Annotated in this window: 12 protein-coding genes; all 12 read left to right on the top strand. The window is 46.0% G+C overall.

Features of this window, described 5'->3' with window-relative positions; genetic code table 11:
* Positions 1-49 precede the first annotated feature (49 nt).
* Positions 50-1,330, top strand: coding sequence for an EF-P 5-aminopentanol modification-associated protein YfmF (yfmF, locus tag CXL14_RS14755; RefSeq protein WP_012117578.1), 1,281 nt, complete (start codon positions 50-52; stop codon positions 1,328-1,330).
* Entirely contained in the window at positions 1,327-2,613 is a 1,287-nt protein-coding gene (gene yfmH, locus CXL14_RS14750; protein ID WP_014417799.1) for an EF-P 5-aminopentanol modification-associated protein YfmH, read from the top strand. The genes yfmF and yfmH overlap by 4 nt, the downstream gene beginning before the upstream one ends.
* Positions 2,614-2,672: 59 nt before the next feature.
* Positions 2,673-3,401 carry an elongation factor P 5-aminopentanone reductase gene (ymfI, locus tag CXL14_RS14745; protein ID WP_014417800.1) on the top strand — a complete coding sequence of 243 codons (729 nt, stop codon included), beginning with the start codon at positions 2,673-2,675 and terminating at the stop codon, positions 3,399-3,401.
* Positions 3,402-3,476: 75 nt separating this feature from the next.
* Positions 3,477-3,734 (top strand): DUF3243 domain-containing protein, encoded by a 258-nt coding sequence (locus CXL14_RS14740; protein WP_003154150.1) that lies wholly within the window; start codon positions 3,477-3,479, stop codon positions 3,732-3,734.
* Between the two features lie 127 nt (positions 3,735-3,861).
* Positions 3,862-4,653, top strand: a complete 792-nt coding sequence (locus CXL14_RS14735; RefSeq protein WP_003154149.1) for a DUF3388 domain-containing protein — start codon at positions 3,862-3,864, stop codon at positions 4,651-4,653.
* 18 nt (positions 4,654-4,671) lie between these two features.
* Positions 4,672-5,571 carry a helix-turn-helix domain-containing protein gene (locus CXL14_RS14730; protein ID WP_014417801.1) on the top strand — a complete coding sequence of 300 codons (900 nt, stop codon included), beginning with the start codon at positions 4,672-4,674 and terminating at the stop codon, positions 5,569-5,571.
* A 73-nt stretch (positions 5,572-5,644) separates the two neighbouring features.
* The gene (pgsA, locus tag CXL14_RS14725) at positions 5,645-6,226 is read left to right on the top strand and encodes a CDP-diacylglycerol--glycerol-3-phosphate 3-phosphatidyltransferase (RefSeq protein ID WP_007409821.1); all 582 of its coding nucleotides are present in this window, start codon (positions 5,645-5,647) and stop codon (positions 6,224-6,226) included.
* A gap of 17 nt (positions 6,227-6,243) precedes the next feature.
* A complete protein-coding gene (locus CXL14_RS14720; RefSeq protein WP_029973453.1) occupies positions 6,244-7,494 on the top strand; it encodes a competence/damage-inducible protein A in 1,251 nt (416 codons plus the stop codon).
* Positions 7,495-7,664: 170 nt separating this feature from the next.
* A complete protein-coding gene (gene recA / locus CXL14_RS14715; RefSeq protein WP_003154145.1) occupies positions 7,665-8,708 on the top strand; it encodes a recombinase RecA in 1,044 nt (347 codons plus the stop codon).
* A gap of 166 nt (positions 8,709-8,874) precedes the next feature.
* A complete protein-coding gene (locus CXL14_RS14710) occupies positions 8,875-10,056 on the top strand; it encodes a serine hydrolase domain-containing protein (RefSeq protein WP_014417803.1) in 1,182 nt (393 codons plus the stop codon).
* Positions 10,057-10,348: 292 nt separating this feature from the next.
* Positions 10,349-11,908, top strand: coding sequence for a ribonuclease Y (rny, locus tag CXL14_RS14705; RefSeq protein ID WP_003154140.1), 1,560 nt, complete (start codon positions 10,349-10,351; stop codon positions 11,906-11,908).
* A gap of 60 nt (positions 11,909-11,968) precedes the next feature.
* Positions 11,969-12,763 carry a TIGR00282 family metallophosphoesterase gene (locus CXL14_RS14700; protein ID WP_003154137.1) on the top strand — a complete coding sequence of 265 codons (795 nt, stop codon included), beginning with the start codon at positions 11,969-11,971 and terminating at the stop codon, positions 12,761-12,763.
* Positions 12,764-12,831 lie beyond the last annotated feature (68 nt).

The following is a 12,831-nucleotide window of genomic DNA, read 5'->3' as shown; positions in this document are numbered from 1 at the left end:
AATTTGGTCATAATACATACTATGAAAGAATGAACGAAGGAGGTTTCACATGACTTACGTAAATGAAATGAAGTCAAAGCACGGCGGGATCACCGCCCACATCGTAAAGACCGAGAAATTTAAAACCGTTTCGCTGACGTTTAAAATGCTGGCTCCTTTAACGAAAGAGCTCGTAACAAAAAGGGCGCTGTTTCCGCATGTGCTTCTGCGCGGAACAGAAAGCCGCCCGAAAACCGCTGATCTGCGGTCTTATTTTGATGAGCTGTACGGCACATCCGTTTCAGCTGATCTGACAAAAAAGGGAGAACGTCATGTCATTACGTTCAGACTTGAGATTCCTAATGAAAAGTATCTGAAGGACCGCACACCGTTATTGGAAAAAGGTCTTCAGCTTTTATCAGAGCTTGTCTTTTCGCCCGCTTTGGAAAACGGCGCCTTCCTGCCCCTTTATGTCACGCAGGAAAAACGGACGCTGAAACAGCGGATTCAAGCCGTATATGATGATAAGATGAGATATTCTAATCTGCGTCTCGTTCAGGAAATGTGCAAAAGCGAACCGTATGCGCTTCACGTCAACGGCGAGTTCGATGATGTTGAACACATTACACCGCAAGATTTGTATGAAGCCTATCAAAAAGCCATACGCGAAGACCAGCTGGACCTGTACGTCATCGGCGATGTTGATACAGATCAGGTGAAAACGGCCGTTGATACGTATTTTAAAACGGAAGAACGGGAGCTGCAGCCTTTTGAAAGAAGCGCGGCGAATGAACAGCCCGATCCGAAGGAAGTCATTGATGAAGAGGACGTCAAGCAGGGCAAGCTGAATATCGGATTCCGGACCAATACGACATATACAGATCCGGATTATCCGGCATTGCAGGTGTTTAACGGGCTGTTCGGAGGTTTCTCTCATTCAAAGCTGTTTATAAATGTCCGTGAAAAAGCGAGCCTCGCCTATTATGCAGCCTCAAGGGTGGAAAGCTTCAAAGGGCTTTTGATGGTCATGTCGGGCATTGAGGTGAAAAATTACAAGCAGGCCGTCACCATCATTGAAGAACAGTTTCAGGCTATGCAGAACGGTGACTTTTCAGAAGATGATATCGCCCAAACGAAAGCCGTTATTAAAAATCAAGTATTAGAAACGATTGATACGGCATACGGTTTAGCGGAATTTCTGTATCAGCAGGCCTCAGCCCAAGTAGAGATACCGATCGAAAGGTTCCTTGACAATATCGAGAAAGTGACAAAAGAGGACATTATCAATGTCGGAAAGAACATTAAGCTGGATACGACTTATTTCTTAAAAGGGACGGGGGGAGCATCTTGACTAAACCGATAAACTTCGAACAGCTTCAGGAAACGCTGTATCATGAAAAAATGGCAAACGGCCTTGATGTCTATGTGCTGCCGAAACAGGGCTTTAATAAAACATACGCCGTGTTTACGACAAAGTACGGTTCCATTGACAATCAATTCGTTCCTTTAAATAAGGAAGAAATGGTACACGTCCCTGACGGAATCGCGCATTTTCTGGAGCATAAACTGTTTGAAAAAGCGGACGGCGACGTGTTTCAGGACTTCAGTAAGCAGGGGGCGTCGGCAAATGCCTTTACATCATTTACACGAACCGCTTATCTGTTCTCCAGCACTTCTAATGTGGAGAAAAACCTGGAAACACTCGTGGATTTTGTTCAGGACCCGTATTTCACGGAAAAATCAGTTGAAAAAGAAAAAGGCATCATCGGCCAGGAAATCAATATGTATGATGATAATCCGGATTGGCGGCTGTTTTTCGGTCTTATCGAAAATATGTATAAAGACCACCCCGTGAAAATTGACATTGCCGGAACGGTGGAGAGCATCTCACATATTACGAAAGATCTGCTGTATGAGTGCTACGAAACGTTTTATCACCCGAGCAATATGCTGCTCTTTATCGTCGGTCCCGCAGATCCTGAAGCGGTCATCAGCCAGGTGCGGAAAAACCAGGAGAAAAAGCCTTTTACAGACCAGCCCGAAATCAAACGTGAAGAAGTTCAGGAGCAGGAAGCGGTTTTCCGCCGGGAGCAGGAGTTAAAAATGAACGTGCAAGGCTCAAAATGTCTTGTCGGCTTAAAGGCGAAAGACCCTTATAAAACGGGGCAGGAGCTGTTGAAGCACGAGCTCAGCATGAACCTCATGCTTGAATGTCTCTTCGGAAAAAGCTCACCGCATTACGGTGACTTGTACGACAAAGGCTACATTGATGAAACCTTCAGCTTTGATTACACGGCTGAATACGGATTCGGTTTTGCCTCTGTCGGAGGAGATACACCGGAGCCGGATAAGCTCGCTGACGAATTAAAACACATGCTGCTTGATGCGGAATCAGCCGTGACTGCGGAAAAACTTGATCTTGCGAGAAAAAAGAAGATCGGGTCATTCTTAAAAGCGCTCAATTCGCCTGAATATATCGCCAACCAATTTACACGCTACGCCTTTTTAGATATGAGTCTGTTTGATGTCGTAACCGTACTGGAGCAGATTACGCTGGAAGACGTAAAGCGGGTCATTAAAGAAGAAATATCAGAAGACAGGCTGACAGTCTGCAAAGTCGTGCCAAAATCATAACAAAAACATCCCTCACGCCCTGAGGGATGTTTTTCTGGGGAAAGAAGGAGTATTGATTGATGAAACAGACAGCGCTCGTAACCGGAGCAAGCGGCGGAATCGGACAAAGTATAAGTGAAGTCCTCGCAAAAAACGGATATGACGTCCTTTTGCATTATCATTCTAATAAGGAAGCCGCACACAGGCTTGCGGAAAGGCTGAGCGCATCATTCGGCGTAAAAGCCTCCGTTATTCAGGCGGATCTGTCCTCACCGGATGGCGCGGAGACACTCAGCCGTTCCGTTAAGCAGCCTGTGGACGCCCTGATACTAAACAGCGGCAAAAGTCATTTCGGCCTGATTACGGACGTTACGGATGACATGGCGCGGGAGATGGTGCAGCTGCATGTGACGAGTCCGTTTCTTTTGGCGCGTAATCTGGTGCCCGGCATGATCCGGGAAAAAAGCGGGGGCATCGTCGCGATCGGTTCCGTCTGGGGAGAAACAGGCGCATCGTGCGAGGTATTATACAGCATGGTCAAGGGAGCGCAGCATTCGTTCGTCAAAGCGCTTGCCAAAGAGCTTGCTCCGAGCGGCGTCCGCGTGAATGCAGTCTCGCCGGGTGCCGTTGATACAAATATGCTTGATCAGTTCACGTCTGATGAAAAAGAAGCGTTGGCAGAGGAAATTCCCGCGGGCCGGCTGGCAAAGCCGGAGGAAATCGCCGAAGCGGCGGCCTTTTTATTATCGGACAAGGCTTCCTATATTACGGGGCATATATTATCCGTAAACGGCGGCTGGCACTGCTGAAAAAAATGTGTGTATAGTTTGCATCTGCACGGACAAAATAATTTTGTAACAACAGATGAAATGGAGGAACCCAACATGTCAGTATTAGAAAACTGGGATAATTGGAAGAATTTCCTTGGCGACAGATTGAACTATGCGCAGGAAAAAGGGATGAGTGATGAAACGATCACTGACCTCGCTACAGAAATCGGCGGTTACCTTGCGAACGAAGTCGACTCGAAAAACCATCAGGAAAAAGTGCTTGCTGATCTTTGGAGCGTTGCTTCTGAAGATGAACAGCGCGCCATCGCAAATATGATGGTGAAGCTTGTTGAAAATAACAGCACTCATTAAGAGGGGGGATTTCTCCTCTCTTTTTTTATGTTTTCCTCTATAGAGCAACATTCTTCTTTCTAATTAGAGAAAAATGTTTTATGATAAAGGAAGGTAAAAATTTGCCACAATGGAGGGGGTATATCATTTGGCAAAGCTCGAATGGTATTTTGAATATGAAATTCAAGTGAACCGCCCCGGCCTGCTCGGGGATATTTCATCTCTTCTCGGGATGCTGTCAATTAATATTGTCACAATTAACGGTGTCGACCTTTCCAGAAGGGGAATGCTGCTCAGATGCCGGCATATAGATCAAATTAAACGATTGGAATCAATTTTAAAAACAATGGAGACCATTAAAGTAACGAAGCTGAGAGAACCGAGGCTTCGCGACCGTCTCGCAGTCCGCCACGGAAGATACATTCAGCGTGATGCCGATGACAAAAAAACCTTCCGTTTTGAAAGGGACGAGCTCGGTCTTCTGGTTGACTTTATGGCCGAGCTGTTTAAAAAAGAAGGGCACAAACTGATCGGAATCCGGGGAATGCCGAGGGTCGGAAAAACGGAGTCCATCGTTGCGTCAAGCGTTTGTGCCAGCAAAAGATGGCTTTTCGTATCATCAACGCTGCTAAAACAAACGATCCGGAGCCAGCTGGTTGCCGATGAATACAGCACGGAAAACGTGTTTATCCTCGACGGCATCGTTTCGACAAGACGGGGATCTGAGCGCCATCTTCAGCTCGTCAGTGAAATTATGCGGCTTCCGGCGACAAAGGTCGTGGAGCACCCCGATATTTTTGTTCAAAATTCGGAGTATACGCTCGATGATTTCGATTATATTATCGAACTCAGAAATGATCCTGACGAAGTCATTACATATGAACATGCAGAAGAACCGCAAATGTTTGATCAGACCGGTTTTTCAAGCTTTGATTTTTAATATTGGAAGGTGTTTGTTGTGACAGAATTAGCAATCCGGCTTAAAGAAGCCAGAGAGGAAAAAGGGATGTCATTGGATGAACTCCAGGCGGCGACGAAAATTCAGAAAAGATACTTAACCGCTCTGGAAGAAGGCAATTATGACGTCATTCCCGGCAATTTTTATGTGCGGGCGTTTATCAAGCAATACGCTGAAGCTGTCGGGCTTGATTCAGATCAGTTATTTGAAGAATATAAAAAAGACATCCCTAACACGTACCATGACGATGTGTCGGAAAAAATCTCCGGTCTCGCCATGCAAAGGGAGCTTCCTAAGTCCGCTTCAAAGGCGGCGGAATGGCTTCCGACCGTCCTTGTCGTCATCGGTGTCATTATCGTCATCGCGATCATTTATGCGATTATTCAGCTCGGAATGAGCAAATCCGGGCAGACAGACGGAGATAAAGCCGTCACCCAAAGTGAGAGCAAGTATGAGATTCCTAAGGATTCTGCGCTGAAAAACGACGGCAATACAAATGACGAAGCGCAATCTGACAGCAAAAAAGACAAAAAGGACACAAAAGCGTCAGAGCAGAAAAAGAAAGAAAAAAGCAGTGAAAAGACGGAGATCAAAGCGGCCGGAACGGAAGGCTCAGCTTCTTCATACAACGTCTCCGGGGCAGATAAGTATAAGCTTGAACTGATTGCTTCTGACAGCGCATGGATCCGCGTCCGTGATGACAGCGGCGGTTCTTTAAAAGAAGGAACACTGCAAAAGGGCGAAACTTTTAAAAAAGACGTCACGGATCAAAAGCAGATTGAAATCCGCACGGGCTATGCCCCTAACCTGAAAATTAAAATCAACGGAGAGGTTCTGTCCTATGAACTCAATCCGCATGATGTGATGGCGCAGACCATCACAATCAAGATGAAAAAATAAAAGGGGAAAAGTCATCTGAACGATTAAGATGACTTTTTCTTCACGTCCGAGTACATATTATTGGAGGGGCTTTATGTTTAACTTACCGAATAAAATCACACTGGCAAGAATCGCTTTAATTCCTGTATTTATGATTATCATGCTTGTTCCTTTTCAGTGGGGCAGCGTTCATATAGGGGATGAATCGATTCCGGTCGCGCATCTTACGGGAGCTGTTTTATTCATTATCGCATCAACGACTGACTGGGTGGATGGCTACTACGCCAGAAAACTGAACCTCGTGACAAACTTCGGGAAATTTTTAGATCCGCTGGCTGACAAACTGCTGGTATCCGCGGCATTAATTACGCTTGTGCAGTTTGACCTTGCGCCGGCGTGGATGGTCATCATCATCATCAGCCGCGAATTTGCCGTAACGGGATTAAGACTTGTGCTGGCGGGAACGGGGGAAGTTGTAGCCGCCAATATGCTGGGGAAAATTAAAACATGGGCTCAGATCATCGCTGTTGCCGCGCTTTTGCTGCATAATCTTCCGTTTGAGCTCGTTTCTTTCCCGTTCGGCGATATCGCTTTATGGGTGGCTGTGCTCTTCACAGTCATTTCCGGCTGGGATTATTTTGCGAAGAACTGGGATGCGTTAAAAACATCTAACTAAGAAAGAAGGACTTAAAGATGGAAATAGCAAAAAAAGCAGAGATCATTGCAGTCGGCTCGGAGCTTCTGCTCGGCCAGATCGCCAATACGAACGCGCAGTTTATCAGTAAAGAGCTGGCGGAAATCGGTGTAAACGTGTTTTATCATACCGCTGTCGGTGACAATCCGGAGCGGCTTAAGCAAGTCATCCGCATTGCCGAAGAGCGCTCAGACCTGATTATTTTTTCAGGCGGCCTCGGGCCGACCAAGGACGATTTAACGAAAGAAACCATTGCAAACACACTGGGGCGCCCGCTCGTTCTGAATGACGAAGCATTCCGGTCGATCGAAGAATATTTCGTGAAAACAAAACGGACCATGTCGCCGAATAACCGCAAACAGGCGCTCGTCATTGAGGGCTCAGACGTTTTGGCGAATCATTTCGGCATGGCGCCGGGAATGCTTGCAGAGCACGGCTCAAGGCTTTATATGCTGCTTCCCGGGCCGCCGAGCGAGCTGCGTCCGATGTTTGAAAATGAAGCGAAGCCGCTGCTTCTTAAAAAGCTCGGTTCTAATGAGAAAATCGTTTCAACTGTGCTGCGGTTTTTCGGAATCGGTGAATCCCAGCTTGAAGCTGATTTAGAAGATATCATTGATGCGCAGACGAACCCGACGATTGCGCCGCTCGCTGCTGACGGCGAGGTCACGCTGCGTTTAACGGCGAAACATGCCGACGAAAAAGAAACAGAACGGCTTTTAAAAGAAACGGAAGCCGCCATTTTAGAACGTGTCGGTGAATTTTTCTACGGATATGATGATACGTCTCTGGTGAAGGAGCTTTCAAAAGCATGCAGACAAAACAAAATCACGATTTCTTCTGCCGAAAGCTTTACAGGCGGCCTGTTTTCAGAGTGGGTGACTGATTTAAGCGGTGCGTCTCAACTATTTGCAGGGGGCGTTGTCTGTTATTCCGACAGCGTGAAACAGCATGTGCTCGGCGTGAAAGCTGAGACGCTCGCAGAAAGCGGAGCGGTCAGCAAAGAGTGTGCGAAAGAGCTTGCAGCCGGTGTGAGAAAGCTGACCGGAAGCGATATCGGCATCAGCTTTACCGGGGTTGCGGGTCCCGACCCGCAGGAAGGGCATGCTCCGGGCCGCGTCTTTATCGGCATTTCGGCGGAAGGAAAAGAAGAGGTGCACGAATTTAACTTTGCCGGCTCAAGAACCGGAATCAGAAAGCGCGCCGCTAAATACGGCTGCCATCTCATTTTGAAAATGCTGGATCAAAAATAAAGTTTTAAAGAGCCGTTTTCTCTGATTTTTAAGTTTTATAAGGGAAATTATGCTCTTTTGCAGAAAAGCGAACGCGGAAAAAATCCGAATATGCGTTCGCTTTTTTCTTGGCAAATGCCAGTAAACAAGGTATAGTATATGTAGTGGCAAGATAAAGGAGGAAAAAATAAATGAGTGATCGTCAGGCAGCCTTAGATATGGCTCTTAAGCAAATAGAAAAACAATTCGGCAAAGGTTCCATCATGAAGCTCGGAGAAAAAACGGATACAAGAATTTCAACGGTGCCAAGCGGTTCCCTTGCACTTGATACCGCTCTCGGAATAGGCGGATACCCGCGCGGACGGATTATTGAAGTATACGGACCTGAAAGCTCAGGTAAAACGACTGTAGCGCTTCACGCAATAGCTGAGGTTCAGGAAAAAGGCGGACAGGCAGCATTTATTGATGCTGAGCATGCTCTTGATCCTGTTTACGCGCAAAAGCTCGGTGTCAATATCGAAGAGCTTCTGCTTTCTCAGCCGGATACGGGAGAGCAGGCGCTAGAGATTGCTGAAGCGCTGGTGCGAAGCGGAGCTGTTGATATCGTAGTCGTTGACTCTGTTGCGGCGCTTGTTCCAAAAGCTGAAATTGAAGGTGACATGGGTGATTCACACGTCGGTTTACAGGCGCGTCTCATGTCTCAGGCGCTCCGTAAGCTTTCCGGCGCCATCAATAAATCTAAAACAATCGCAATCTTTATTAACCAGATTCGTGAAAAAGTCGGCGTTATGTTCGGAAATCCGGAGACGACACCGGGGGGCCGCGCGCTGAAATTCTATTCTTCCGTGCGCCTTGAAGTGCGCCGTGCCGAGCAATTAAAGCAGGGCAACGACGTCATGGGGAATAAAACGAGAATTAAAGTCGTAAAAAACAAAGTCGCTCCTCCGTTCCGTACGGCTGAAGTGGACATTATGTACGGTGAAGGAATCTCCAAAGAAGGGGAAATCATCGACCTTGGAACTGAACTGGATATCGTCCAAAAAAGCGGTTCATGGTATTCTTATGAAGAAGAACGCCTTGGCCAGGGCCGTGAAAACGCCAAGCAGTTCTTAAAAGAAAATAAAGACATCATGCTGATGATTCAGGAGCAAATCCGTGAATATTACGGTTTAGACAATAACGGTGTAACGGACAAAGCGGAAGAAGTTCAGGAAGAGATGGAATTAGAAGAATAAAAACACGATCAAAAGAGCGGAATAAGCAATTTCCGCTCTTTTTTTGTGTGTTTCAAAAAACACTGGCTGTTTGGGAAAATTTTATCTGGAATGTTACAACTTTTTTCACCCTTCACTCGTCTAACATCATGGCGAAAGTTGAAATTATATCTGAGGAGGAAAAAAGATGACGAGCCCCCGCCGCACAAGAATAAATAAAAAAAGAAAGAAGAAGCTGATGAAAACGGGAGGGCTGTTTCTTTTTCTGCTGCTTGTCACTGTTTTTATTATGATCTGGACCGTCACAGCGCATCACCGGGAGAAGGAATCCGTTAAAAGCGCTCCCGCCGCTCAATCTGATACTTCAAAAGACCAGACTCAACAGAAAAAAGAAAAGACGCAAAAAGAGAAAACACCTAAATCAATCGATCACAATAAACAGATCAGCAATTACTTGCAACAGATCGGGTTCAGCGGCACAGCAATGATCGTAAAAGATGGAAAGGTTGTGCTGAAAAAAGGCTTTGGCTATGCGGACCGAAAACAAAAAATTAAAAACAATCCGGAGACATCATATTATATCGGTTCTTCACAAAAAGCGTTAATCGCGACGGCTGTCCTGCAGCTTGAAGAAAAAGGGCTGCTGCAGACGAGTGACCCCGTCAGTACATACTTGCCGAATTTTCCTAACGGCACGCGCATTACATTGAAAAACCTGCTCAATCATACGTCCGGCATAAACGGGCATATTGAGGGTCAGGGACCGATTTCTCCAATTGATTTAATCAAGGATATAGAAAACCGCGGAATTAAACGGCAGCCCGGGGTTTGGGATTACAGGGATTCCAACTATTCAGTGCTTGCTTATATCGTATCTCAGGTCAGCGGGGAGTCTTATGAACAATATATAAAAGAACACGTGTTCAAACCGGCCGGAATGAAGCATGCCGGATTTTACAAAACATTTGCCAAAGCCAAATATCCTGCCGTCGGCTACAAAGTCGATGAGAGCGGCACTCTTGTAACGCCGCACCTTTTGGACTTATCGCAGCTGTACGGGGCGGGCGACATGTATATGAGCGCTGAAGATCTCTATAAATTTGATAAAGCGATCGTAAACAACACGCTCCTTTCAAAAGCAAGCTTCACAAAAATGTTTACAGCAGGAAGCAGTGCCGCTTACGGCATGGGGTTTTACATTGATCCGGGAAGCTATTCCAATCACGGTGTTATGCCCGGTTACAACATTTTGAACAGCTTCAGCCATTCGGCAAGCAAATATGTCATATTACTGTCAAATATTCAGAATAACGCCAAATTAGGACAGGTAAACAATAGAATTTACCAATTGCTTAACCAGGCGGACTGACAGAGCCGTCATTCACGAAAAGCGGATCTAGGTATGGTATGATATATACATGGCGAAGATTCCGAGCTGAAGGCGAATCGTTAAGCTGGCAAGCTTGACAAGTATTTCCGACACAATTACAATGAAGTTGTAACATTTGTTTTTTTAACATGATTGTTAAACCATTTAAACTTGACAAGGGCATGAGAGACTCATTCCCTGTGAAGGTTCTGTATGTTGAGAAAATCAAACAATGTACATGCCGGCACTTATTTAAGCAAAAACCAAGTTCATAGCAAGAGGAGGTGAAAGTATGACCCCAATGACGGTTCTCATCTCCATTTTGCTGACTCTGCTCGGTTTAGTTGTTGGCTACTATGTTCGTAAAACCATTGCCGAAGCAAAGATTGCGGGCGCACGCGGTGCTGCCGAGCAAATCCTTGAAGATGCAAAGCGTGATGCTGAAGCACTGAAAAAAGAAGCTCTGCTTGAAGCAAAGGACGAAATCCATACACTTCGAATAGATGCTGAACAGGAAGTTCGTGAAAGACGAAATGAGCTTCAAAAACAAGAAAACCGTTTACTTCAAAAAGAAGAAAATCTTGACCGTAAACATGAAGGAATTGATAAACGGGAAGCGATGTTGGAGAAGAAAGATCATTCTCTGAATGAACGACAACAACATATTGAAGAGATGGAAAGCAAAGTGGATGAGATGATTCGTATGCAGCAGTCAGAACTCGAACGCATTTCGAGCCTGACACGGGATGAAGCGAAACAAATCATTCTTGACCGGGTTGAAAATGAGCTTTCACATGACATCGCCATCATGACAAAAGAAACCGAAAACCGTGCGAAAGAAGAGGCAGATAAAAAGGCGAAAAACATTCTGTCGCTTGCTTTGCAGCGCTGTGCAGCAGATCATGTTGCCGAAACGACGGTATCGGTCGTCAATCTTCCGAATGATGAGATGAAAGGACGTATCATCGGCCGTGAAGGGCGTAACATTCGTACGCTTGAAACGCTTACAGGTATTGACCTGATTATTGATGACACACCTGAAGCAGTCATTCTTTCCGGATTTGATCCGATCAGACGGGAGACGGCAAGAATCGCTCTTGATAAACTCGTTCAGGATGGCCGTATTCACCCGGCGCGCATTGAAGAAATGGTTGAAAAATCCCGCCGTGAGGTTGATGACTATATCCGGGAAATGGGTGAGCAGACGACGTTTGAAGTCGGCGTTCACGGACTCCACCCGGATCTGATCAAGATCCTCGGCCGGTTGAAATTCCGTACAAGCTACGGGCAGAACGTACTGAAACATTCTATGGAAGTTGCGTTTTTAGCCGGTTTAATGGCTTCCGAGCTTGGAGAAGATGCAAAGCTTGCCAAGCGGGCCGGTCTTCTGCATGACATCGGAAAAGCAATTGACCATGAAGTGGAAGGAAGCCACGTGGAAATCGGAGTGGAGCTTGCGACCAAATATAAAGAGCATCCAGTCGTCATTAACAGTATTGCGTCACACCACGGAGACGAAGAGCCGACTTCCATTATCGCCGTTCTGGTCGCTGCCGCTGATGCACTGTCAGCCGCAAGACCGGGCGCGAGAAGTGAAACGCTCGAAAACTATATCCGCAGACTTGAAAAGCTTGAAGAAATCTCCGAGTCTTACGAAGGTGTTGAAAAATCATTTGCAATTCAGGCCGGCCGTGAAGTTCGCATCATGGTGAAGCCGGACTCCATTAATGATTTAGAAGCCCATCGTTTGGCACGTGATATCCGTAAACGAATTGAGGACGAGCTTGATTATCCGGGCCACATTAAAGTGACCGTAATCAGAGAAACTCGAGCCGTAGAGTATGCAAAATAAAGTGATGCTTAGCGCATCACTTTATTTTTTTGAGTCCCTGAAAAGGAAGGAATGGAATGTATGAGAATTTTATTTATCGGAGATGTTGTCGGTTCCCCGGGCCGCGACATGGTAAAAGAATATGTCCCGAAACTGAAAGCGAAACATAAACCGCATTTTACAATTATTAACGGAGAAAATGCAGCACACGGAAAAGGACTGACAGAAAAGATCTACCACAGCCTGATGGAAGCGGGAGCAGATGCCATTACAATGGGAAACCATACGTGGGATAAAAGAGAGATCTTCGACTTTATTGATGATGTGCCGCATCTTGTCCGGCCGGCGAACTTCCCGGAAGGTACGCCGGGCAAAGGCATTACCTATATTAAATCGAACGGAAAAGAGCTTGCCGTCATTAATTTACAGGGGCGGACGTTTCTTCCGCCGCTTGATGATCCATTTGCTAAAGCGGATGAATTAATAGAAGAAGCGAAAAAGCGCACGCCGTACATTTTTATTGATTTTCACGCCGAAGCGACAAGCGAAAAAATTGCGATCGGCTGGTACACAGACGGAAGAGCCTCTGCCGTGGTAGGCACCCATACACACGTGCAAACGGCAGATAACCGCATTTTACCGAAAGGAACGGCATATATTACTGATGTAGGCATGACGGGTCCGTACGACGGAATTCTCGGTATGGACAGAGAAACGGTCATCAAGCGGTTTAAAACCAATCTTCCCGTCCGGTTTACGGTGGCGGAAGGTAAAACTACGCTGAGCGGAGTGCTCATTGACATCGACGATCAAACGAAAAAGGCCGTAAATATCGAACGGATATTAATCAATGATGACCATATGTTCTTTGAATAGGTGATCATGTGTTTATTTTATAAAAATATTAAAAGGAAAAGCAGGAATATAGCAACTTCTTAGTGAAT

This window comes from Bacillus sp. SJ-10 (genome assembly GCF_002843505.1).
Lineage (GTDB): Bacteria > Bacillota > Bacilli > Bacillales > Bacillaceae > Bacillus > Bacillus velezensis.
The sequence above is the reverse complement of the archived record's forward strand: the minus strand, read 5'-3'. Positions and strand labels throughout refer to the sequence as shown.